This is a genomic window from Polaromonas sp. P5_D5 (assembly GCF_054049435.1).
Genome location: NZ_JBFUMJ010000001.1, coordinates 485,338 through 507,876, shown reverse-complemented (window position 1 = coordinate 507,876; position 22,539 = coordinate 485,338). Strand labels below are relative to the sequence as shown.

23 protein-coding genes are annotated in these 22,539 nt (G+C 63.9%); 7 read left to right on the top strand and 16 right to left on the bottom strand.

The annotated features are described in order from the left end of the window. The first annotated feature begins 87 nt into the window (after positions 1 to 87). A complete protein-coding gene (locus ACXJKE_RS02455) occupies positions 88 to 540 on the top strand; it encodes an NUDIX hydrolase (protein ID WP_457278983.1) in 453 nt (150 codons plus the stop codon). A 92-nt stretch (positions 541 to 632) separates the two neighbouring features. Here ACXJKE_RS02455 and ACXJKE_RS02450 read toward each other — a convergent pair whose 3' ends face one another. The 3 genes from ACXJKE_RS02450 to ACXJKE_RS02440 are packed head-to-tail and all read right to left on the bottom strand — an operon-like array spanning position 633 to position 2,206. Continuing rightward, positions 633 to 1,034, bottom strand: coding sequence for a GNAT family N-acetyltransferase (locus ACXJKE_RS02450; RefSeq protein ID WP_457278982.1), 402 nt, complete (start codon positions 1,032 to 1,034; stop codon positions 633 to 635). Positions 1,035 to 1,069: 35 nt separating this feature from the next. Continuing rightward, a complete protein-coding gene (locus tag ACXJKE_RS02445) occupies positions 1,070 to 1,762 on the bottom strand; it encodes a glutathione S-transferase family protein (protein WP_457278981.1) in 693 nt (230 codons plus the stop codon). Positions 1,763 to 1,783: 21 nt separating this feature from the next. After that, positions 1,784 to 2,206, bottom strand: coding sequence for a DoxX family protein (locus ACXJKE_RS02440; RefSeq protein WP_457278980.1), 423 nt, complete (start codon positions 2,204 to 2,206; stop codon positions 1,784 to 1,786). Between the two features lie 80 nt (positions 2,207 to 2,286). On the opposite strand from ACXJKE_RS02440, the gene ACXJKE_RS02435 reads away from it, so the two are divergent. Next, the gene (locus ACXJKE_RS02435; RefSeq protein ID WP_457278979.1) at positions 2,287 to 3,195 is read left to right on the top strand and encodes a LysR family transcriptional regulator; all 909 of its coding nucleotides are present in this window, start codon (positions 2,287 to 2,289) and stop codon (positions 3,193 to 3,195) included. A gap of 17 nt (positions 3,196 to 3,212) precedes the next feature. Here ACXJKE_RS02435 and ACXJKE_RS02430 read toward each other — a convergent pair whose 3' ends face one another. The 3 genes from ACXJKE_RS02430 to ACXJKE_RS02420 all read right to left on the bottom strand — a co-directional run bounded on the left by ACXJKE_RS02430 (position 3,213) and on the right by ACXJKE_RS02420 (position 6,985). Beyond that, positions 3,213 to 3,428 (bottom strand): hypothetical protein, encoded by a 216-nt coding sequence (locus ACXJKE_RS02430; protein ID WP_457278978.1) that lies wholly within the window; start codon positions 3,426 to 3,428, stop codon positions 3,213 to 3,215. Positions 3,429 to 3,725: 297 nt separating this feature from the next. Further along, on the bottom strand, positions 3,726 to 4,178 hold the full coding sequence (locus tag ACXJKE_RS02425) for a hypothetical protein (RefSeq protein WP_457278977.1): 453 nt from the start codon (positions 4,176 to 4,178) through the stop codon (positions 3,726 to 3,728). Between the two features lie 218 nt (positions 4,179 to 4,396). Next, positions 4,397 to 6,985 (bottom strand): FtsX-like permease family protein, encoded by a 2,589-nt coding sequence (locus tag ACXJKE_RS02420; protein ID WP_457278976.1) that lies wholly within the window; start codon positions 6,983 to 6,985, stop codon positions 4,397 to 4,399. Between the two features lie 194 nt (positions 6,986 to 7,179). On the opposite strand from ACXJKE_RS02420, the gene ACXJKE_RS02415 reads away from it, so the two are divergent. After that, the gene (locus tag ACXJKE_RS02415; RefSeq protein WP_457278975.1) at positions 7,180 to 8,151 is read left to right on the top strand and encodes a threo-3-hydroxy-L-aspartate ammonia-lyase; all 972 of its coding nucleotides are present in this window, start codon (positions 7,180 to 7,182) and stop codon (positions 8,149 to 8,151) included. Between the two features lie 29 nt (positions 8,152 to 8,180). Here the strand turns inward: ACXJKE_RS02415 and ACXJKE_RS02410 are convergent, their stop codons facing one another. From ACXJKE_RS02410 to nudK, 4 genes are all read right to left on the bottom strand, one after another. Then, the gene (locus ACXJKE_RS02410) at positions 8,181 to 8,828 is read right to left on the bottom strand and encodes an ABC transporter ATP-binding protein (RefSeq protein WP_457278974.1); all 648 of its coding nucleotides are present in this window, start codon (positions 8,826 to 8,828) and stop codon (positions 8,181 to 8,183) included. Beyond that, the gene (gene miaA / locus ACXJKE_RS02405; protein WP_457278973.1) at positions 8,825 to 9,799 is read right to left on the bottom strand and encodes a tRNA (adenosine(37)-N6)-dimethylallyltransferase MiaA; all 975 of its coding nucleotides are present in this window, start codon (positions 9,797 to 9,799) and stop codon (positions 8,825 to 8,827) included. The genes ACXJKE_RS02410 and miaA overlap by 4 nt, the downstream gene beginning before the upstream one ends. After that, positions 9,777 to 11,018 carry a multidrug effflux MFS transporter gene (locus tag ACXJKE_RS02400; RefSeq protein ID WP_457278972.1) on the bottom strand — a complete coding sequence of 414 codons (1,242 nt, stop codon included), beginning with the start codon at positions 11,016 to 11,018 and terminating at the stop codon, positions 9,777 to 9,779. The genes miaA and ACXJKE_RS02400 overlap by 23 nt, the downstream gene beginning before the upstream one ends. Before the next feature lie 62 nt (positions 11,019 to 11,080). After that, complete coding sequence (gene nudK / locus ACXJKE_RS02395; RefSeq protein WP_457278971.1) at positions 11,081 to 11,728, bottom strand: GDP-mannose pyrophosphatase NudK; 648 nt, start codon at positions 11,726 to 11,728, stop codon at positions 11,081 to 11,083. A 95-nt stretch (positions 11,729 to 11,823) separates the two neighbouring features. Here nudK and ACXJKE_RS02390 point away from each other — a divergent pair, with 95 nt between their 5' ends. Further along, a complete protein-coding gene (locus tag ACXJKE_RS02390) occupies positions 11,824 to 12,582 on the top strand; it encodes a DeoR/GlpR family DNA-binding transcription regulator (RefSeq protein WP_457278970.1) in 759 nt (252 codons plus the stop codon). A gap of 43 nt (positions 12,583 to 12,625) precedes the next feature. Here ACXJKE_RS02390 and ACXJKE_RS02385 read toward each other — a convergent pair whose 3' ends face one another. From ACXJKE_RS02385 to mutL, 4 genes are all read right to left on the bottom strand, one after another. Further along, complete coding sequence (locus ACXJKE_RS02385; protein ID WP_457278969.1) at positions 12,626 to 12,985, bottom strand: hypothetical protein; 360 nt, start codon at positions 12,983 to 12,985, stop codon at positions 12,626 to 12,628. A gap of 27 nt (positions 12,986 to 13,012) precedes the next feature. Beyond that, positions 13,013 to 14,344 (bottom strand): ammonium transporter, encoded by a 1,332-nt coding sequence (locus ACXJKE_RS02380; RefSeq protein WP_457278968.1) that lies wholly within the window; start codon positions 14,342 to 14,344, stop codon positions 13,013 to 13,015. 106 nt (positions 14,345 to 14,450) lie between these two features. After that, positions 14,451 to 15,401 carry an alpha/beta hydrolase gene (locus ACXJKE_RS02375; RefSeq protein WP_457278967.1) on the bottom strand — a complete coding sequence of 317 codons (951 nt, stop codon included), beginning with the start codon at positions 15,399 to 15,401 and terminating at the stop codon, positions 14,451 to 14,453. Between the two features lie 32 nt (positions 15,402 to 15,433). Further along, positions 15,434 to 17,344, bottom strand: coding sequence for a DNA mismatch repair endonuclease MutL (mutL, locus tag ACXJKE_RS02370; RefSeq protein WP_457278966.1), 1,911 nt, complete (start codon positions 17,342 to 17,344; stop codon positions 15,434 to 15,436). Between the two features lie 165 nt (positions 17,345 to 17,509). Here mutL and ACXJKE_RS02365 point away from each other — a divergent pair, with 165 nt between their 5' ends. The 3 genes from ACXJKE_RS02365 to ACXJKE_RS02355 all read left to right on the top strand — a co-directional run bounded on the left by ACXJKE_RS02365 (position 17,510) and on the right by ACXJKE_RS02355 (position 20,837). Continuing rightward, the gene (locus tag ACXJKE_RS02365; RefSeq protein WP_457278965.1) at positions 17,510 to 18,148 is read left to right on the top strand and encodes a hypothetical protein; all 639 of its coding nucleotides are present in this window, start codon (positions 17,510 to 17,512) and stop codon (positions 18,146 to 18,148) included. 57 nt (positions 18,149 to 18,205) lie between these two features. Beyond that, complete coding sequence (locus ACXJKE_RS02360) at positions 18,206 to 18,859, top strand: DedA family protein (RefSeq protein ID WP_457278964.1); 654 nt, start codon at positions 18,206 to 18,208, stop codon at positions 18,857 to 18,859. 127 nt (positions 18,860 to 18,986) lie between these two features. Then, positions 18,987 to 20,837 carry an AMP-dependent synthetase/ligase gene (locus tag ACXJKE_RS02355; protein ID WP_457278963.1) on the top strand — a complete coding sequence of 617 codons (1,851 nt, stop codon included), beginning with the start codon at positions 18,987 to 18,989 and terminating at the stop codon, positions 20,835 to 20,837. Here ACXJKE_RS02355 and ACXJKE_RS02350 read toward each other — a convergent pair. Together ACXJKE_RS02350 and ACXJKE_RS02345 are read right to left on the bottom strand one after the other, a co-directional pair. Continuing rightward, positions 20,821 to 22,077: an ROK family transcriptional regulator gene (locus ACXJKE_RS02350; RefSeq protein ID WP_457278962.1), complete on the bottom strand. Its 1,257-nt coding sequence runs from the start codon at positions 22,075 to 22,077 to the stop codon at positions 20,821 to 20,823. The genes ACXJKE_RS02355 and ACXJKE_RS02350 overlap by 17 nt on opposite strands. After that, complete coding sequence (locus ACXJKE_RS02345; RefSeq protein WP_457278961.1) at positions 22,074 to 22,526, bottom strand: RbsD/FucU family protein; 453 nt, start codon at positions 22,524 to 22,526, stop codon at positions 22,074 to 22,076. The genes ACXJKE_RS02350 and ACXJKE_RS02345 overlap by 4 nt, the downstream gene beginning before the upstream one ends. Between the last annotated feature and the right edge of the window lie 13 nt (positions 22,527 to 22,539).

Sequence of the window (22,539 nt, the reverse complement as noted above, 5' to 3'; positions counted from 1 at the left end):
GGCACATTGAGGCCTGAGCTAGGATGATGACATTCGGCCACCACCGGTCAATCAACAGACATTTCACTACTTTCAACGGAACATATCTTGCGACGGCGCCTCTCATCTCGATTGCTCGTTCTCAACCGTGCGAAAAGCCTTCTCCTCTTTCGTTTTGCCCATAAAACCGGAGCGTTGAAGGGAAAAGACTACTGGGCGACGCCTGGTGGCGGCCTGGAGCCCGGTGAAACCTTTGCCGAGGCAGCAGTGCGCGAGCTGAAAGAAGAGACGGGCATCTTTGTCGCTGATGTAGGTGACTCAATTTCTCAACGAGAGTTCATCTTGCGGCTGGCGGACGGCGAAGAGGTCATTGCCGATGAACGGTTCTTTGTTGTCACCGTGGAAGACCATCAGACAGTCCTGCGGGACCACTGGACCGCTGAGGAGGTAGAGGTGATAAAGGAGCACAAATGGTGGAATGCTCTCGAACTCAGATTGACCAGTGACATCGTGTGGCCAGATGACATACCGGAAATGCTCACATCCACCGGCTGGTGGTAACGCCGCGGACTTCGATTGTCTAAGGCGGATTCATCACCTGAAAAAAGGTCTGCGTAGAAGAATGAGCAAAGACCGCTTCGGGCTCCAAGCGGTCATCTTGCCGCTGCCTGACGCACGCGCTCCATCGCTTCCGCAGATGCTGTGAAGCCCATCTTGGAAAAAAACTCGGGCGCTCCTTCACGCCCTGCACGAAGCACCCACGTTACATGCGGTTCGTCACCGATGATTCGCTCAACCAACTGGGTCCCGATGCCTTGACCCCGGCAAGACTCTTCCACCACGACCATTGAAAGATACCCATTGGATAAGCCGTCCGTGATAGCCCGGGCGAATCCGACGATTTGGCTCTCGTCCACGGCGACTATGACCCGCTGGGATGCAGCGACCAGTGTCTGTAAATAGTCCATTGAAGGAATTCGATGCTGCCAACCATTGGCGGTTAAAAGCCGATACACGCCAGCGGTGTCGCCCTGCTGAAAGAGTCTGGTTTTCATGAATGTCCGCTTCTGGCCAAAAGCAGCCGTTCGCTTTATAGCATCAGGCTACTTTCACGCTCCGCGATGCGGCGCGAGAGTTCGGAGCCACGAGCAACGAAGAAGCGATGCAACTCTGCGGCATAGCCATTGCCCACCGCCTGCTGGACGGACGGGCGAACAGCGAGAGCGGCGCGCCAGGCATGCACTTTTGGCAACTGTTCAAAGAACCCTGTTTCACCTACATCGTCCAACACATCGAAATAACGGAACACGGGCCCGAACACGGCATCGACCATGCAGAAAGAGGCACCGGCGAAATAAGGCCCCTGATCCGGCAACACGGCCTCGAGCTGCGCAAACCGGCGCCCAATGTCTTCGCGGTGCCGCTCGAGAGCCGCCGCGTCAGCGGCGTTGTAGAACGCGCCAATGGCATTGAGCAGGGCAGAGCCAAACTCCATCCAGGCGCGGTGCTGTGCGCGCTTGAGGGCATCCGCGGGATGCAGGCGTGGCAACAGGGTGTCGTCCAGGTATTCGCAGATCACGGCGGATTCAAAAATCGTGTCGTTAGCTTCGTTATCTACCTGCAGCACCGGCGTCTTGCCCAGCGGCGAGATGGCCTTGAACCAGTCGGGCTTGTTGGCGAGATCGACGTTGATGCGCTCGAAGGCGACGCCTTTTTCGGTCAGCACGATGGCTGCGCGCTGGACGTAGGGGCACAGTGTGTGGCTGATAAGGGTGAGCTTCATGGTGATGTCTTTCAGCACAGGTCAGCGCGGCACCAGCAGGCGGCTGCGGCGTGCGGCCCAGGCGCCGTCGCCCAGCAGCCATTGGGCGAGCGAGGCTACCAACAGGAACAGCGGGTATTCCCAGCCGCCCTTGGGGCTGGTAAACACCCAGCCGTTGGGCCAGTGCACCCAGACGACGACCAGCAGCACCGGCGCGAGCAGCAGCGATGCCTGGCGGCCATAAAAGCCCAGCAGCAGCGCCGCGCCGCCGGCCAGCTCGACCGCTACGACAACGTAGGCCATGAAGCCGGGCAGGCCGACCGATTCAAAAAACTGCGCCGTACCTGGCAGGGTGAAGACGAAGATTTTGAGCAGCGCGTGGGTGACCCACATGGTGCCAAGGGCCAGGCGCAGCAGGGTGGCGCCGTGGCTGGCGCTGAAGTTTTCAGAAGTGTCGGTGGTCATGGTGTAAAGCCCGGCGAAGGGCGTAGCGTTGAAGGAGCCGCCACTTTACGGTTGCAAAAATACAATGTAAATTGGCACTCATGAAAACTTCTATTGCAAAAATGCAATACGCACTGACGGCCTCTGACCTGGAAATTTTGCTGGCCGTGGTGCGCGGCATGACGCTGGCCGAGGCCGCGCGGCGGCTGGGCGCGGATGCGTCCACCGTGTTCCGCTCGGTGCAGCGCATCGAGAAAAACCTGGGCCAGCGTCTCTTCGAAAGGTCGCGCCTGGGCTACTTGCCCACAGAGCCCATGCTGGGCCTGGTGCCGCATGCGGAGCGCGTGGAGGCCGAGCTTGAAGCCGTGCGCGCCAGCATGCAGCGGCCGCATGAAGGCGTTTCAGGCCTGGTGCGGCTGACTACGACTGACGCGGTATTGCGCGGGCTGGTGCTGCCTTCCCTCAAGCCGCTGCTGGTGCAGCATCCGCTGCTGCAGCTCGACATGCGCACCGGCAATGAACTCGTGAGCCTGAGCCGGCGCGATGCGGACCTGGCGCTGCGTGCGACACGCAAGCCGCCCGACCACCTGGTGGGCCGCAGGCTGGGCACCGTGCGCTTTGTGCTGTGCGGATCCAAAGCGCAAGCGAAGGCGGTATCGTCCAAAAAAATCCCCTTGCTTGATGCGCTGGCGAAGCTGGACTGGATAGCGCCTGACGAATCGCTTCCGGAGCACCCCTCGGTGCTGTGGCGGCGCAAGCAGTTGCCCAAGGTCACGCCGCGGCATTATGCGGACGGCATTGTGGCGGTGATGGATGCGATCAAGGCGGGATTGGGGGTGGGCATTGTGCCGCGCTTCATGCTGGCGGGAGAGCCCGCTCTGGTGCCGCTGGCGGACACCCTGGCCGACTGCGAGTCAGACCTGTGGCTGCTGGCGCACGCGGAGTCGCGCCACCTGCGGAGAATTTCCGTGGTGTATGACCACTTTGCAAACAGCATCAGGCTGGACTGATGCGATGGACTTCGACTTCAAAATGCTGAAGTCCGGAAGACGACTTCCCCGCTGGGAACGTGCACGACGCGCACTTCCTGTCGCGTGGGGTCGGCGACACTTTTCACGGCCACCGCCACAGCCAGCGAGTAGTCTGCGAAAAGGTGATTCGAGCTCGACGGCAGCAGGCTGCCTTCGGCCGGATCGATGTTTTCAATGCGGTAGTCGTGCGGCGGTGCTTTAGCAGGTCTCATGATGCAAGCCCTCTCTGGTGAATGCCTCCATGGTAGGAGTTCATCCCGGCGCTGTGATGACAATCGCGCGTCAAAAACGTGACCATGAGTAAGCAAACGAAAACGCCTTTCGGCGTGGCCGCGTGCATTGGAGAAAGCTAAAGATGAGAAGGCAGCAGCAGCTGCAACAGTCAGCGTGGAAGCCCCGCATTCATTGGCCAACCCGCGGAGCGCCTCGTATCAAGATGTACAGCACGATAAACACGATGAGATGAGGCTCGTGCGGCGAAGCGGCCATTGCGTGGTGGGCAGCAATGCTCAGTGCAGCTCGCGCCGGGGATCGTGGTCGGAGAGCTCCAGGTTTTTCATCTCGACCGCTATGGACTTCAGCATGTCGAGCGCGGTTTCAGGCGTTTGCACAATGCCCAGCCATCCAAAAAGATGGTGCCGCAGGAACAGCAGAATTTTTCCGGTCAACGGGTCGCAGGCAACCCAGTGCCGCGGGCTGTAGCTGGGCTCCAGCGCACTCAATGGCGGGCAGTCCAGCGGATAGGGCGGGTCCATGTCGGCGCGCAAGCCAGCAAGGCTGGCGACGAGTTCTTCGAGTTCTTCGGCCTGTAGCCTCAGGGGCTGGTTGAGTGCCAGGGTTACGCTGCCGTCGTCATTGCGGGTGAGCTGCAAGCCGTGGGACGGCCGGGAGGAAGCATGCCGTGCGAACTTGCCCGTCGGGTTCGCGTTGGTGCCGGTCTGGGGGCTGGTGTTGGTGGTCATCGCGTTCTCCGCAGGCATTTGAAAGAGAAAAAAGGGCGTGGGTGACAAGGGCTGGCAAAACACCTGCGCACTTGACCGCCACCGCATGAGTCACAGTGTGATGCCGGGAGCGGCCGGATGGCGTCGGAAACCGGCCTCCACGCCTGTAGGACGGTGCACGGGGGCTGCCCCTTGCCCGCGGCGCATGCTTTCGCGGCAATGCCGCAAAGGGGCAAGGCTTACCAGTCTTCTTTCACCGCCAGCACGGCGTCCCGGCCTGCGGCCGCGCGGCCCGCCAGCCAGGCCGTCACGGTGCCGGCCACCACCACCGCGGCGCACAGCAGGGCCAGGCGCAACCAGGGCACCATCAGGTCCATGGTCCAGTGAAAGCTTTGCGGGTTCACCACGTACACCAGCACGGTCGACACCGCGAGTCCCAGGGCCAGCCCGGCCAGTGCGCCGATCACCGTCCAGGCCGCGCCTTCGCCGGCCACCACGGCCAGGATTTGCCGGCGTGTCAGCCCGAGGTGCGCCAGCAGGCCAAACTCCTTGCGGCGCGCCAGCACCTGGGCGCTGAAGCTGGCGGCCACGCCGAAGAGGCCGATGGCGATCGCTACGCCCTGCAGCCAGTAGGTGACGGCAAAACTGCGGTCAAAAATCCGGAGCGACGTGGCGCGCAGCTGGCTGACGGAGGCCAGCTCCAGCAGCGCGCCGGCGCCGGACTGCTGCTCGGCCAGGCCGCGCACGGCCTGCTGCACCTGGCTATCGCTGGCGCCTTCCTTCAGCCACAACGCGAGGTCGTTGGTGCGCCGGTCGCCGGTCAGGCGTTCGAAGTCCGCATGGGCGATGGCGATGGCGCCGAACTGGCGTGCGTAGTCGCGCCAGACGCCCGCCACGTAGAAAACGGGTATGTCGGAGCTCACCTTGCTTGCTATCAAATCAGGAGCTGCTCGCGCAGATTTTGATTGGGCCAGAGCCATAAAAGCTTGTGAAAGTGGGCGAAAAACGGTGCCTGGGCGTGCCCCGTACAGGTCCACCATCGGCTCGCTCACATAGATGCCAATGTGCCCGGGCGGCACCGGCAATGCCTGGCCCACCAGCGGCAGCGCGGTGGCCGGGTTGTCCAGCGGGCGGGCGATCAGGGTGACACTGGGCCTGGCGGTATCCAGCAACAGCTGCGTGGTGCGCAGGCTGCCCACCCGCGCCACGCCGGGCAGGCGGCCCAGCGCGTCCACAAACTCCGGCGAGAAGTACGCCGTGTCGCTGGCGGAGGTTCCCAGCGCCGTGCGCACATACAGGTCTGCCGGCAGCACCACGTCCAGCCAGTGCGTGACCGACTCGCGAAAGCTGGTCACCATCACCGTGAGCGCCACGGCCAGGCTGAGCGATGCCACCACGCCGCTCACGGCCACCGCGGCGCTTTCGCGCACGCGGCGCGCACGCTCCACAGCCAGCAGCGGTAGCAGCCGGTGAGCCACCCGGGGGCTGAGCCGGTTGTAGATCAGCGAAATCAGCCAGGGCAAGGCGGTGATGCCGCCGACCAGCAGCAGGCCTACCGACACGTAAGCCGCCAATGGAATGCCAAATAGCGGTGGAACCAGCGCCAGTAGAGCGCCAGCAGCTATCAAAATGATACTGAACCAGTGGCCGCCGCCGGTGCCTGCCGCAGCGCCGAGGCCCTTGAGGGTTTGCGCGGGCGGCAGTTTTTGCGCCGCACGAGCCGGCCACCATCCTCCCACCCCGGCGGCAGCAATTCCCAGCACACCGTAAGTGAGTGCGGCCCAGCCGTTCCATTGCAGGGTAGGTGCGACGCCGGAAAAGTAGCCGCCCCCCAGGTCCCCGCCCAGCAGCCGCAGCGCCAGCGCAGCCAGGCCGGAGCCCAGCGCGATGCCCAGCACGCTGCCGGCCACGCCCAGCAGCAGCGACTCGGCCAGCACCAGCTGCAGGCGTTCACGGCCGGTCAGGCCCAGCACGCCCAGCAGCGCGAATTGCTGCGCGCGTTTGGCCACGCTCAGCGAGAGCACCGAAAACACCAGGAAGGCGCCCGTGAACAAGGCCACCAATGCCAGCACCGTCAGGTTGACGCGGTAGGCGCGCGACAGGTTGCTGACGCGTTCGGCCGCATCGCCCGGCGCCGTGGCGGTGATGTTGGACGGCAGCTGCAGCGACTCGATCACACGGCGCGCATCGGCGCCGGCGCTGAGCCTGAGGTCGATGCGCGAGAGTTGTCCGGCCTTGCCGAAGAGCTCCTGCGCGGCGGCAATGTCCATCACGGCCAGGGGCCCGCCACCGGCGCCGACGCTGCCGGCCACAGAAACCCTGCGCAGTTCAAGGCCGCTTTGCAGGCGCAACTCCGGCGAGTGCAATGCTTGCTGCGCGGCGGGGTTCAAGAACACCTTGCCAGGCGCAAACAGGGCGAAGCGTCCCGCGTCGGAAGACGGCACCGGCATCAGCGACGGCGCGATGGCGGCTACCGCCAGCGCGTCGACGCCGATGATGCGCAGCGGCAGGCGGCCGGTGGGGGAGGTGCCGTCCAGCGCATACGTGCTGATTTCAAGCACCGGGCTGGCCAGCGCGACTTGCGGATGGTTGGCCACGCGCGCGTACACCGCCTCGTCAAAGCTGCCCTGCACGGCACGCAGCTCCAGGTCGGGTTGGCCGTTTACCGCGCGCACCGCCTGTGAGAACTCACTGAGTGCCGACGCATTGATGAGCTGTACTGAAAACGCCAGGGCCACGCCCAGCATCACGGCCACTACGGCGGCGGCGTTGCGCCAGGGGTGGTGTTGCAATTCCCGCCAGGAGAAGCTTGAGAGCAGGGCGCGCATGCGCTCATTGTGCCTTTCAGCGCCGCAGCGAAATCAGGCCCTGGGCAGATGAACGAACCCGCCATCTGTATCGGTACAGAATCAGGCTTTCTGGCTCTGTCGGGAAAACGCCTGGTCATTTAAGCTTGCGGTCTTCCGGATGCCCTGGACCCGGATCTTTCTGATTTCTCACCCGGAATGAAAGCGTATTCACCATGCAACTTCCTACTTACGACGACGTCACCGCCGCTGCCGCGCGGCTTGAAGGCCATGCGCACCGCACGCCCGTGTTGCGGTCCAGTACGGCCGATGCCCGCTGGGGCGCGAATTTCTTTTTCAAATGTGAAAACTTCCAGCGCATGGGCGCTTTCAAGTTTCGCGGCGCCTTCAATGCGCTGTCGAAGTTCGACGCGGCGCAGCGCCGGGCCGGTGCTATCGCGTTTTCGTCAGGCAACCATGCGCAGGCGATGGCGCTTTCGGCGAGGCTGCTCGGTATGCCCGTGGTCATCGTGATGCCCAAAGATGCACCCGCTGCCAAGCTGGCCGCCACGCAGGGCTATGGCGCCGAAGTGGTGCTGTACGACCGCTTCACCGAAGACCGCGAGGCGCTGACGAAACGGCTCGCCACCGAACGCGGCATGACGTTGATCCCGCCTTATGACCACCCCGACGTGATCGCCGGCCAGGGTACGGCCGCGAAAGAGCTGATCGAAGAAACCGGCCCGCTGGACCGTCTCTACATATGTCTGGGCGGCGGCGGGCTTACCAGTGGCTCGGCGCTTGCAGCCCGCGCGCTGTCGCCGCAGTGCAAGGTCTATGGTGTCGAGCCTGAAGCGGGTAACGACGGCCAGCAGTCGCTGCGCGCAGGCCGCATCGTGCATATTGAAACGCCAAAAACCATTGCGGACGGCGCACAAACCCAGTACCTGGGCGATTACACCTTCGGCATCATCCGGCGCGATGTGGACGACATCCTCACCGTCAGCGATGCGCAGCTGGTCGAGTCCATGCGCTTTTTTGCCGAGCGCATGAAGATGGTGGTGGAGCCGACAGGCTGCCTGGCATTTGCCGGCGCCTGCGCCGCGCTGCAGGCCAACCCTGCCGCACCTGGTGAAAAGGTGGGCGTGATCATCAGCGGCGGAAATGTTGATTTGAAGCGCTACGCGGAGTTGCTCGGCCAGGCCTGAAGCCTACGTCCCCTGCGAGGAGGCGCAGCTTACGGAAGAATTCCGTCAGCGCTCAGGTGCAGCCGGCGGTCGGCGCGCGCAGCGGCGGCTTCCGAATGGGTAACCAGCACCAGCGAGGCGCCGTGTTCGCGGGTCTGGGCAATCAGCGCATCCATTACTTTGGCCGCCGTCGTTGGGTCCAGGTTGCCGGTGGGTTCATCGGCCAGCAGCAGGCTGGGCCGGTGCACCAGGGCGCGGGCAATCGCCACGCGCTGCAGCTGGCCGCCGCTGAGCTGCTGGGGCAGCCGCCCGCCCATGCCCGACAGGCCGACCGCATCCAGCAGTGACTGCACGCGCGCATCGTCCGGCTCGTCGAGCAGCAGTAATGGCAGGGCCACGTTCTGCGCGACATCCAGGTGCGGCAACACATGAAAGGCCTGAAACACAAAACCGACATGGCGGCGCCGCAGCAGTGCTCGCTGGTCATCGGTCATGGCACCGAGGTCCTGGCCGTTCAGCAGTACCGTGCCTTCGTCCCAGGTATCAAGCCCGGCCATGCAGTTGAGCAGCGTTGATTTACCGACACCCGACTCGCCGATGATGGCGACGAACTCGCCGGGCTCAACATCCAGCGAGACATGGCCGAACACGGCGGTTGCGCCGTAGCGTTTGGCGAGGTCCCTGAGTTGAAGGCTCACGTTATCTGTCCCACGGAAGCGTCAACCAGCGCAAGCACCTGCTGCAACGCATCGGCCGCATCGCAGGCCACGACCTGGCGCTGCGGCATGGAGCGCAGCCAGGTGATCTGGCGCTTGGCCAGCTGGCGCGTGGCGAAAATGCCTTTATCGCGCAGCTCGGCCAGCGGGTAGTTGCCATCCATTGCTTCCCACGCCTGGCGGTAGCCGACGCAGCGCATCGAAGGCAAGTCTGGGTTGAGGTCGCCGCGTGCGCGCAGGGCTTTCACTTCGTCCATCAACCCGCCGGCCAGCATGGCGTCGAAGCGTTGGGCAATGCGCTCGTGCAGCCAGCTTCGGTCTTGCGGTTCAAGGGAAATAAGGGCTGTAGCCGTTGATGGCTTTGCGCCAGCAGCTATGTTTTTTGTAGCGGTTTGCTGATGAAAGAATGACAGCGGCTGGCCTGACACGCGGAAAACCTCCAGCGCACGCGAGATGCGCTGCGAATCGTTCGGTGCGAGCCGGGCGGCCGTGACCGGGTCCACGCGGGCAAGTTCGGCATGCAGCGCCGGCCAGCCCTTGGCGGCTGCTTCTTCGGCAATCAGGGCGCGCGTGGCGGGGTCGGCCCTCGGCATGTCGTCCAGCCCGTCGAACAACGCCTTGAAGTACAGCATGGTGCCGCCCACCAGCAGCGGCAGTTTGCCGCGCCCGCGAATGTCTTCCATCAGCCGGTTGGCGTCGGCCACAAACTCGGCCGCGCTGTAGGCGTGCAGCGGGTCACGGATGTCGATCAGGTGATGCGGCACAGCGGCCAGCTCGGCCGGTGTGGGCTTGGCGGTGCCGATGTCCATGCCGCGATAGACCAGGGCGGAATCGACGCTGATGATTTCCACTGCGTGGCGCTGCGCGATGGCCATGGCGGCGGCGGTTTTGCCGGAGGCCGTCGGCCCGGCCAGCGCGATGCCGCGCATGTCAGGCCCTGGCTGCGGCCTCATGGGCAGGCTCTCCGTATTTCTGGATCACGGTCCAGGCCGTGGCGGCGATCAGTACGCTCCAGAACCAGACGCCGTTGGTCAGCGGCCGCACCGTGCCGTCCATGTGGGTTCCCAGCCAGCCGCCCATGCCGAAGGCTACGACCATCATCAGAAAACCGTTGAGGGCCGAGGCAGCGCCCGCCGCCTGGGGGAAGGGGCCTACCGCGCCGCTCTGCCCGCAGGGCTGGTGCACGCCATGCCCCAGCATGAACAGGTAGTAGGGCAGCATGATGGCCCAGACGTTCTGGATGCCGGCCCAGGCCAGCACGCCCATCAAGGTTCCGCCGGCCAGCGTGAGGCACGCGGCCACAGCCACCGAGCGCCGCACGCCAAAGCGTGGCAGCAGCCGACGGCAGATGAAAGTGCCGGTGAGGTAGCAAAAACACATCGAAAACATGATGAGGCCGTAATGTGTTTTGGTCAGGCCCAGCACCTTGATAAACACGAATGACGAGGTGGCCAGAAAGGTAAACAGGCCGCCGTAGGACGCCGCGGTCAACACCGAAAACGCCAGAAACGTGGGGTTGCGAAGAATATGGACCCAGGTGCGCAGCAGTGTGGCCGGCTGCAGCGCACGCGGGTTTTTCTGTGCCAGGGTTTCTTCAAACCGCAGTGAGATGAGGGCCAGCGTGGCCGCGCCGAACACGGCCAGTGCCATCAGGGCCATGCGCCAGCCGAAAAGCTCCGACAGCAAGCCACCCAGCGGTGCACTGATGCAGGCCAGCACGCCCAGGCCGCTCAAGCCCTTGGACATGGCGCGGGCGCCTTCAAGCGGCTGGTACAGGTCGCGCACAATGGCGCGCGCGCACATCACTGCTGCGCCCATGGCGGCGCCCTGCACGATGCGCCAGGTGATCAGCATCGCCATCGACGGGGCGAGCGTGCTGCCGATAGAAGCGAGGGTATAGGCCGAGAGGCCCCACAGCAGGATGGGGCGGCGGCCGAAGCGGTCCGACAGCGGGCCCCAGATCAGCTGGGAGGTGCCGAAGGCCAGCAGCAGGGCACTGAGCGTGAGCTGCGCCTGCGACATCGGCGCGCCAAAGCCTTCGGTCAATGCGGGCAGGGCGGGCAGGTAGAGGTCGGTCGTGACCGGCTGGATGCCCAGCAGCATCGACAGGACCAGCACCACCATGCCGGGCGACATGGCGGGCACCACGGTCTTCGAAACAGAAACATCCATTGAGCTGAGCGTATCAGACAAACGCTGGCGCGGCCCCCCGGAGCGGCCGTCTCCAGAATGGCTCAGGACCCGGAGGAAGAGAACGGAGGGCGCAGAGGGAGCAGGCGGTCCAGGCCGGTGATTTTTGCGTGCTGCAGCAGCATGATGGTCTTGGCGTCTTCAATGGCGCCGCTGCGTACCATGGCCAGCGCGTCTTCCAGCGGCAGCTCGATCACCTCGATGTCTTCGCCTTCATTGGCGATGCCGCCGCCTTCTCCGGCCCGGTCTGAGTTTTCGTAGGATGCCACGAAGAAGTGCAACTTTTCAGTGACCGAGCCCGGGCTCATGTAGGCCTCGAACACCTTGTGCGGCGCCTGGATGCGGAACCCCGTTTCTTCGGCTGCTTCGCGGCGGATGCAGGTCTCGGGGTCGTCGCCGTCGAGCAGTCCGGCGCAGGCCTCAATGAGCATGCCGTCGGCGCAACCATTGACCCAGGCCGGCAGCCGGAACTGCCTTGTCAGCACCACGGTTTGCCGCCGGACGTTGACAAGAAGGATCGCTGCGCCGTTGCCGCGGTCGTAGACCTCGCGTGTCTGCTGCTGCCACGTGCCGCCGCGGCGGCGCAACTCGATGGTGAGTTTGCGCAACACATACCAGTTGTCGGACAGGCGTTCATCGCCGAGCACGCGCACGTGTTGTGCGGGCGGTGGAGTCAGGAAGGAAGGGCGCATTCGGGTTGGTTGATTTCGTGTAGTATCGTGCATTATCATGAAATTTCGTGCAATGTCCAGTTCCAGACCGCACAAGAAACCGGAGCCGAAACCCGATGCTGACCAGCCAACGCAAACACCTGCTGCTGACGCGCCTTGACCGTGACGGGCAACTGGTTGCCAAAGCCGTCAGCCAGGAATTGGGTATTTCGGAAGACACCATCCGGCGCGACCTTCGCGAGCTGGCCCAGGCAGGCAAGCTCCAGCGTGTCCATGGCGGGGCCTTGCCTGCTTCGCCGGCCGTCGGTAATGTGGCTGTGCGTGAGCAGATTGCGCCGCTGGACAAGCAGGCCATCGGCCAGGTGGCGGCGGCCATGGTCCTGCCCGGGCAGGTGGTGATCATTGACGGCGGCACCACAGCGTTGCAGATGGCGCGGCACCTGAGCGAAGACCTTCATGCGACGGTGTTTACCCACAGCCCGGCCGTCGCCATGGAACTGGCGCGCTGTCCCCACATCGTGATTCAGCTGCTTGGCGGGCGGCTTTTCCGGCACTCCATGGTGACCATGGGGGCCGAGTTGATGGAGCAGCTCTCGCGCCTGCGGGCAGATGTGTTTTTCATGGGGGCGACCGGCGTGCATGCGTCGGCGGGCGTGACCACGGGAGATTCCGAAGAAGCCGCCGTCAAGCGGGCGCTGCACCGCTGTGCCTCGGAGACAGTGCTGCTGGCATCGGGCGAAAAACTTGGCGCGGCCTCGGCCTGCCGCATCATGGCGTTGGCCGATGTGTCGGCGGTGGTGGTTCACAGGGGCACGCAAGCAGCGTGGATCAGCAGCGCCAGACGTGCCGGCGTGCGCGTGGTGAGGGCCGGCTGATCAAGCCTGGGGTATCAGGGCGCTGTCGGGGCGGCCAGGCTGTTCAGCGCAGGCCCGACTTGTACCGGGCGATGGCCTTGGCCCGCAGGTCTTCGCTGATTTCTGTTTCGCTTGCGGCGGGAGCGGCAGCCACTACGGCGGGCGATGCTGCGGACGCTGACAGCAACGGTTCGCTGCCGCTGCGGGGTCCGAAAATCTTGGTCTGCGCATAGGCCGCGTAGCTGCGCAGGCGCTCGTCCTTGCTGTTGAGCGCTTCCTGAATTACCTCAGTGGCGTACGGCAGGTCGTGCAGGAATTGATGGACGTTCAACGAACGGCCGAACTCCCGCTTCATGGGAATGACCATCCGCACCGCGTAGGCCATGAGATCGGAGTCGTCAGGCGGTGTCATGGTTAACAGCATGGTTTACGTGTCTTGATGGGTGGGAACTCAAGCACCTGAAATCATCTCGCCGTGCTGGGCAAGGTCAAGGCCCAGTTCTTCCTCTGCCGCGGTGACGCGAAGGCCTGCCAGGGGTTTGACCACCAGCAAAATCAGCCAGGTCGCGACGCCTGCGTAAGCTGCAACAGCGCAGGCTCCCACGAGGTTGGTAAACACGGTGGCGGTCACGGGTGCAATTTCCTTGAGCGCAAAGACCGGGGTCAGGACCGTGCCGATGATGCCGCCCACGCCATGCAGGGCAAATACGTCAAGCGAGTCGTCAATTCCTGTGGCACGCTTGAAGCGGGTCACGGCCAGGAAGCAGCCGACGCCGCCCGCAAAGCCCAAGACCGATGCGCCCATGACGCCGACAAAACCGGACGCCGGCGTGATGGCGACGAGGCCGGCAATGGCGCCTGTTGCCATGCCCAGCACGCTGAACTTGCCGCGCTGGACATATTCGCAAATGCCCCACATGAACGCGCCGACGCAAGCTGCCACCTGGGTGGCGAGGAGGGCGCCCACGGCGCGTGAACTGGCTTCAAAGGCCGAACCGGCATTGAAGCCGAACCAGCCCGCCCACAAGAGCCCGGCGCCGATGATGGATATCAAGAGGTTGTGCGGCACCATGGGTTCGGTTCCGAAGCCTTTGCGCGGACCCACGACCTTGGCCGCCACCAGGCCGCTGAAGCCGGCTGCGATGTGCACCACCGTGCCGCCCGCAAAGTCCATGTGCCCCATGCTGGCGAGCCAGCCGGTGGGTTGCCAGATCCAGTGCGCCACAGGGGCGTATACCAGGATGGTCCAGAAGGCCGCAAAGAAAATGGTGGCGCTCAGGCGCATGCGCTCCACGGTCGCGCCGATGATCAGTGCGAAGGTGATGATGGCGAATGCCAGCTGGAACAGGAAGAATGCGGATTCCGGCACGGAAGGCGCTGAAACGTGCGCGCCGACTTTTGCGCCCAATAGCCCTTCGCTTAGCGCGCGGCTCATGTCGCCGATCCAGGGGTTGCCGGGCGTGAAGGCCAGTGAATAGGCAATGCCCGCCCAAACCAGCGTGACAACCGTGGTGGCCGCAAAAGTGTGCGCCACGATGGAGAGCGCATTTTTGGCCCGCATCATGCCGCTGTAGAACAGCATGATGCCGGGAATGGTCATCAAAAGCACCAGCACGGTCGAGATGAGCATCCAGGCGGTGTCCGCGCCATTGAATTTCGCAACGGCAGGCGCCGCGGCAGCGGCGGCGGTCTGGGCGTGGAGAGGGGTAGATGCCAGCAGCGCCAGCGCAGGGGCCAGCAAAGTGAAGGCAGACGACCTGCGGGTAACCAGGACTTGGCTCATACATTCCCCTCTCGTTGTTTCAGCTGTTATCAGCTGCTATGTGGTACGGGGAATGTTACATCCGGCTACATGTATTGGGTAAGTAAAAAATACCCGTTTTTGGGCATTATTCCTTGTTCTGTAGCATTTCGGCTTGTTTTGGGGCGCGTTTGCCGCCAGCCACCTGCAATGCCTCATTGTGCGCACCGTCAGCAAGGCTCCTGTCCATCCGAAACAGCTGTGCCAGCGCTTGTCGGTACTGGGGCTGGCCGACCAGGTTGGTGTCGTGGTGCGAGCCACCCGGCACCAGCAAGAAGAGCTTGGGCTGCGCTGCAGCGTCATAAAGCTTGCGCCCCAGGTCCGGCAGGATCAGGCGGTCTTCGCCGCCATGCACCACCAGCAGGGGGGAGCCGATCTTGCCGACCTTGCGGACGGCCTCGAAGCGCTGGGTGATGAGCAGCGACACCGGCATCCAGCCCCACTGGGACGTACTCACCACATCGGCGATGGAAGTGAATGTGCTTTCGACAATCGTGCCGCTTTCATCGGCCACCTCCGTGGCCAGGTTGATGGCAATCGGCCCGCCCAGCGAGTGTCCGAAGATGTAACGGGGACGGTCGGGGTACTTTTTGGCCAGCCAGTCCCAGGCGGCGCGGGCGTCTTCGTAGGCCGATGTTTCCGACGGCAGTTCGTAGGTGCTTTTACCAAAACCGCGGTAGTCGATCCCCAGGACCGAGAAGCCGAGCTCCTGCATGCGGCGCATGCGCGGCGCGGAGCCGGTGACGTTGTAACGCGCGCCATGGAGGTACAGCAGCACGGGGGTTTTGCTTGCGGCATCCGACTCGTCTGCCGGCAGCCACAGGCCGTGCAGGCGGACGGGGTGGTCGCCGCCACTGCCGCTGGCGGCGTTGAAGTCAATCCAGACGTCTTCCATTCCCACCGCGGCGGCTGCAGCCCCGCCCCAGGTGCGGTCGCTGGGCTGAAAGATCCAGGCTCGCTGCTTTTCGTCAAGGGTGGCACAGCCCGCCAGCAACGCCAGCGTCATCAGGAAGGAAGTAAAGAGGTGCCAGCGTTTCATGCAAGTGAATGATTCGCCGGGCGCCGGAAAGTTCAGCGTCCGCGCATGAAGAGCGTGTCAAGCTCCCGGATGCTGACCTGCCGCCAGGTGGGCCGCCCGTGGTTGCACTGGTCGGAGCGCTCAGTGGCTTCCATCTGGCGCAGCAGGGCGTTCATTTCGTCGAGCGTGAGCTTGCGGTTGGCGCGCACGGCGCCGTGGCAGGCCATGGTGGACAGCAACTCGTTCCGGGCCCGCTGTATGACGGTGCTGGCGTCGTGCTGGGCCAGTTCGGCCAGCACGCTGCGGGCCAGTTCCACCGCATCGCCCTGCGCCAGGCTGGTGGGCACGGCGCGCACCGCCAGGGTTTTGGGCGAAAAAGGCGTGATTTCCAGGCCCAGCGTTGCCAATGCCTGGGCGTTGGCCTCGGCCGTGGCCACTTCCTGGGGGCTGGCGGCAAAGGTGGCCGGAATCAGCAGCGGCTGGCTGATGATGCTGGCGCCATCGGCACCGTCCATCTGGGTTTTCAGGCGTTCATAGACGATGCGCTCGTGGGCAGCGTGCATGTCCACAATGACAAGGCCCTGGGTGTTTTCGGCCAGCACGTAGATGCCCTGCAGCTGGGCGATGGCGCGGCCCAGCGGCCAGTCGCCGGAGGGCAGGGCGCTTGCGCCTTCAGGCACGCCCGCCATGCCATTTCCGACCGGGGGAATGGTGACGTACAGGGCATCCTCGCCAGCTTCCCGCTGGCTGGGCGCGACGGCTTGCGATGACGGCCACATGGCGTCAAAGTCGGAGGCCCTGTGACCGCCGTTTGCTACAAAATTGATAGCTGGTTGCGCCCATCCCTGTTGCGCAAAAGCCTTGTTTTGCTCAAGAAATCCGGTGGGCGTGACAGCAGCGTCTTCCGCGCCTGCCTGGACAGCTGCCGTGGAGCGCGGGATGGCCAGCGCGTTTTCGGTGGCGTGGCGCACCGCCTGGTGCACCTCACGGCTGTCGCGAAACCGCACTTCGATCTTGGTCGGGTGCACGTTCACGTCCACGCGGGACGGATCGATCTCGACATACAGCGCATAGACCGGCTGGCGGTGGCCATGCAGCACGTCTTCATAGGCGCTGCGCGCGGCGTGGGTCAGCACCTTGTCGCGTACGTAACGGCCGTTGACATACGCGAACTGCTGGTCGGCGCGCGAGCGGGCGGCATCCGGAATGCCGGCGACGCCCCAGACGCGCACGGCGGGCAGGCCGTCGGCGCGGCGCGCTGAACTCTCATAGCTGACGGTCACGGACTGCTCGACAAATTCGCTGCCCAGCACATCGGCCAGGCGCTGCTGGTGGGCGTTGTCGCCTGTCGCCGCGCGCCATTGTTCGACCAGCTTGCCTTCGTGCCAGATCGCAAAACCCACATCGGGCCGCACCAGTGCATGGCGGCGTACGGCTTCGATGCAGTGGGCCAGTTCGGTGGCATCGGTCTTCAGGAATTTGCGGCGCGCGGGCGTGGCGTAAAACAGCTCCCGCACTTCCACGCTGGTGCCGCGGTTGCGCGCGGCGGGCTTCAGTTCGCCGGTGCGGCCGTCAAGCTGCCATGCGTGTTCATCCGCGGCGGTTCTGGACAGCAGGCTCATGTCGGCGATCGAATTGATCGCCGCCAGCGCCTCGCCCCGAAAACCCATGGTGCCGACGGCTTCCAGGTCTTGCAATGAGGCAATCTTGCTGGTGGCATGGCGCCTCAGGGCGACGGGAAGTTCTTCGCGCGGGATGCCGAAGCCGTCGTCTTCGACCACGATGAGCCGTACGCCGCCGGCCAGCAGCCGCACAGTCACTTGCGTGGCGCCGGCGTCCAGCGCGTTGTCCACCAGCTCGCGCACGACGGACGCTGGGCGCTCCACCACTTCGCCGGCCGCGATCTGGCTGATCAATTCATCGGGAAGTTCGCGGATCGGGCGGCGGGCAGGAAGAGGGGTCATTGCTACTGATTTTACGGGTTGGGCTTTTTGGAGTGAGGAAGCAACAAGTCCGGCAACTGCCCCTTTCCCGGATCTTGTAAGATTTTGTTGCGACAACCATCATGGTTCCGATTTATTTTATTGATGTAAGGGAATCCCATGCGATTGAAAGCCCAAGCTTCTTCCTTGATCTTCGCCCTTTTTCTTGCCGGTATGGCGCAAGCGCAGGTGCAAACACCCAAGGTGCCCGTGTGCATACAGGATGAAAGCATCAAGGAGCGGTTTTTGCCAGTCGAACTTCTCACCGGCAACCCCATGACAGATAGCCGGGAACTGGTATTTGCAGCGGTTGATCGGGTGTATCCGTTTGTCGACGAGTTACCCGATGGTTCTGTGGGCAAGGCAGACGTGACACTCAAAGGACCCATGCAGTGGGAAGGCCAGGGCGGTACTGTCTACGAAATCTACGAACGCAAGGTCCCGCGTGCGCACGAGCGTTTTGCGCTGACGCCCGACCGTACAGCCATTGGCCGGGTGTATGACCAGCGTTTTGGCAATGCGACCAACGAGGGGAAGTTTCCGGTGGGCATGTGGTCGCAGGGCCAGGTACGCCGCTACAACACCACTTATTTTTCACCGAGAGGCACGCGCAACGAAGTGACGTCCGTCGAGATTGAAAAGCTTTCATGCGTGTATGACGGCACACCCGGTGCCGTGCAGTATGGCTGGAAAACCGGTTCGGGGACGAGCTACGGCTATATCTATGCGCCTGGCAAGGGTCTGGTACATGTCATGACGCGGGTCAGCGGCAACAGTGGCCGCTGAGGCCGGTGAGGCCGGTACGCGGCGGGCGCGGGTTTCATACCTGTCAAAATCACCGGTATGGAATTTGCCACCTTTCTCATTGATTTCATTCTTCATGTCGACAAGCACCTGGAAGCCTTTGTCACCAGCTACGGCGCGTGGGTGTATGCCCTGTTATTCCTGATCATTTTTGTGGAAACCGGCGTGGTCGTCATGCCATTTTTGCCGGGTGATTCACTGCTGTTTGTGGTGGGCGCGATGTGCGGCGTCGGCCTCATGAGTTTTCCGGTGGCGGTGGCGTTGCTGTTTGTGGCGGCTGTGCTGGGCGACCAGTGCAACTACGGCATAGGGCGAGCGTTGGGTCCCAAGGTGTTTCAGTGGGAAAACTCGCGTTGGTTCAACAAAAAGGCTTTTGACCAGGCCCATGCGTTTTACGAGCGGTACGGCGGTATCACCATCATCGCGGCGCGTTTCATGCCGTTTCTTCGTACTTTTGCCCCCTTTGTGGCGGGCGTGTCGGACATGACGCGCAGCAAGTTCACGCTGTACAACCTTGTGGGCGGTGCACTGTGGGTCGGCGGCATCGTGACGGCTGGTTATTTTTTCGGCAACATCCCGTTCGTCAAAATCCATCTCGACAAGATCATCTGGGCCATGATCCTGATTCCCGGCCTGATCGTCATTTTCGGCGCCTGGAAGGCCAGGCGCAAAGCAGGCAACGCCGGCGCCTGAAGGTGCGCTGATACGCATCCGCCCAAGAGGCCTGTTGTTGAACGGGCTTGATGCAACGCAGTCACGCGCAACTGCGCACGTGATAAAAAATGACAGTGCCGCCTTTCTGGCTGGCAGGAAAACCTGAATGAACATCACTCCCCTGGATATTGCCGCAGTGCACACGCTGCCGGAATTACTGGCCTTTCGCGTGGCACACAGTCCCGAGGCTGAGGCTTACCGTGAATTTGATGCCGTCACCGGGCAATGGCACAGCACCTGCTGGGCTGAGGCCAGCGAGCGGGTCGCGCAGTGGCGGCGCGCGCTGGCGGCCACGCAGCTGCCGGCCCATGCAAGTGTTGCGATCCTGCTGCCCAATGGCCTCCATGCCGTGAGCATCGACCAGGCGGCCCTGTCGTTGGCGCTGGTGCCTGTACCGTTGCATGCCATTGACAATGCCGGCAGCATTGCCTACATCCTGGCGGACTGCGAAGCTTCCCTGCTGATGGTGTCGTCGCTTTCACAGTGGCAGGCCATTGAGGCTGTCGGAACGCCCTTGCCGGCGCTGCGCTGCGTGGTGGTCGCCGTGCCTGAAGCGCCGTTGAGCGGGGTGGGTGGGGCGGTGGCAGTTGTGCCCCTGGCCGACTGGCTGGCTGCGGGGGAAGGGTACGCCGGCTTGCTGCCCGCACCGCAGGAGGACGACCTTGCGGCCATCGTCTATACCTCAGGCACCACGGGCAAACCCAAGGGCGTGATGCTGACGCACCGAAACATCGTGTCCAATGTACGGGCGATCCTGTCGCTGGTGGTACCGATGGTGGACGATGTGTTCCTGTCGTTCCTGCCGCTGTCGCACACGTTTGAACGGACCGCCGGTTATTACCTGCCCATTGCCGCCGGAAGCTGCGTGGCTTATGCGCGTTCCGTGCCCTTGCTGGCCGAGGACCTGAAAACCGTGCGTCCCACCGTGCTGATTTCGGTGCCGCGTATTTACGAGCGCGTATTTGCCAAACTGCAGGAGACACTGACGCAGTCGCCGCTTAAAACACGCCTGTTTCTGACGGCGCAGTCTGTCGGCTGGCGGCGGTTTTGCCGCGCACAGGGATTGCTTTTGGCGGAAAGCGAAAAAAGTCCGTGGGCATGGCTGGATCCCCTGGTCTGGCCCCTGCTGGAGCGGCTGGTGGCCGGAACCTTGCGGGCGCAGTTTGGTGGACGCGTGCGGGTGGCGGTGAGCGGTGGTGCGCCCTTGTCGCATGCGGTGGCACGCTGTTTCCTCGGGCTAGGCCTGCCGCTGCTGCAGGGCTACGGCATGACGGAGACATCGCCCGTGGTGTCGGGCAATGGTGTGGACGACAACGACCCGGCCACAGTGGGCAGGGCCTTGCCGGGTGTCGAGGTGCGCATCAGCGCCAACCAGGAACTGCAGGTGCGCGGCCCGCTGGTAATGAAGGGCTACTGGAAACGCCCCGAAGACACGGCCCGCGTGCTGACGGACGACGGCTGGCTGTGTACCGGAGACCAGGCCGTGATCGATGGCGGGCGTATCCGCATCATGGGACGCCTGAAGGAAATCATCGTGACGTCGACCGGCGAAAAAGTACCGCCGGGCGACCTCGAGGTGGCGATTGCCGCCGACTCCCTGTTCGACCAGGTCTTTGTGGTCGGTGAAAACCGCCCCTTCATCGCCTGTGTGGCAGTGGTCAACCCGGCGGAATGGCGGCGTGTGGCTGCGGCGCTGGCGGTGGACCCCGAGGACCCGGCCAGCCTGCACCTGCCGGCTGTGCACAAGCTCGCGCTGGAGCGCATGGCCGCCCAGGCGAAGGACTTCGCACGCTACGCGACGCCGCGTGCCGTGTACCTCACGCGGGAGCCGTGGACGCCCGAAAACACCCTGATGACGCCGACGCTCAAGCTCAAGCGCAACAACCTGATGGCTCGTTATGCGCGCGAAATCGAGGCGATGTACCGTCCCGAAGCGCGGATCAGCGGCCACCCTTGAGAAACAGGTCGCGGTCGGGTGCGAAGTTGGCATGCAGAGGCAGCATGGCACCGCCCAGTGCGCGAGCGTCGGAGCCAATGCTGCCGGCCATCACCTGGGCGGGCCAGAGACCTTCCCAGTTGTAGCGGCCGAGTGCTGCGCCCGTGGCTTCAATCAGGCGCTGCAGCAGCGGGCGGCAAAAGGAGCCATCCATCACCACGGCATCGATATCCAGCAGGGCCGTTGCGCTGACCACGCTGTGGGCCAGTGCATTGGCGGCGCTGGCCACCCAGGCCTGGGTGTCGGACTCGAACGGCGGCTGCAGGGCGCGTTCGTCGTAGGCTGCAGCCGGGTCAAGCCCGCGCGCCTTGAAACACTGCTCCAGTTCCCACAGCGAAGCCTGGCTGACCAGCTGTGGCGGCGCGCCGGGTGGCTGGGCCGCCTGCAATGGCAGCGACGCCACGGCGCCGGCGTTGTTGTGGATGCCTGCGTGAAGTTGTGAATTGATGACCAGGCCGCCGCCCACAAAGGTGTCGACAAACAAGTAGAGAAAGCTCTTGAGGTCGCGTCCGCGGCCCGACACCAGTTCGGCCACGCAGGCCGCCGAGGTGTCTTTGGCAAAACTCACGGGCAGGTCGGTCATGGCTTGCACTTCGGCGCTGAGGTCGATGTGGTTCCAACGGTCCGACTGCTGCGCCGACAGCCCCAGCATCCGGTGCCAGCCACCGAGCTGGAAGGGCGCGGCCACCCCCACACCGACCAGCCGCGGAGCCAGTGCACCGAGTTGCTCACGCAGGGTGCGCAGGTTCTGGCCGATCACGGGGAGCAGGGTGTCGGCATCGGGGAAGGCATAGGCCAGCGACAGGCGTTGGCGGACCTGCCCGGTGAAGTCGACCAGCAACCAGTCGGTGCTGCGCCGGCCAATCTTGATGCCCACTGAGAAGGCGCCGTCGGGGTTCAGCGCCAGCGGCACCGAGGGTTGGCCAATGCGCCCGCGCACGCGGTCGTGCCGGATCAGCAGGTCGTCTTCTTCCAGCCGGGCAGTGATCAGCCCGATGGTCTGTGCGGTCAGGTTGGTCAGGCGGGCCAGTTCGGCTTTGGGTACGCTACCGTGCAGGCGGATGGCCTGCAGCACCACGCGTTCATTGAACTGGCGCATGCCCACGTGGTTGGAGCCGCGCTGGCGCAGCCACACAGGCGTGGCTGCTTCGGATTCCGCGGGGGTAGCGGGAGTGGCCGCAGTGACAGGAGATTCGGTCATGGACGCAGATTTTCGCCGATGACCCCTTTGCGCAGGATGAAGTTGCCAAAAGGCTGCAATTCACCCGTCACCACAATCGCATAGGCCTGGCGTACCCGCTCATAAAACGCGTAGCGCTCAACGGCCTCGGCCTGCTGATGCGGCAGCCACCCCGGGGCCAGCAGCGCCAGTACCTCGCGCTGTAGCTCCGAACGGTAGGGTGCCTCGGTACCGCTGACCTGCATGTAAGCCACCGGGTGATCCACATCTTCAGCCAGAGGCAGCAGCGAAGCCACGGCCCGTGCTGTTCGCGCCATGCCGTGGCCAGGCAGGCGCAGCACGGGTTTGCCCGCGCCCACACTCATGGCCGTGAAATTGGCATCGGCCAGCAGCAGCGCGTCGTCATGACCCATCTCGGCCAATACCTTGAGCAACTCGGGCGTGAGCAGGGGGTCAATGCCTTTAAGCATGAGCGGGCCTCAT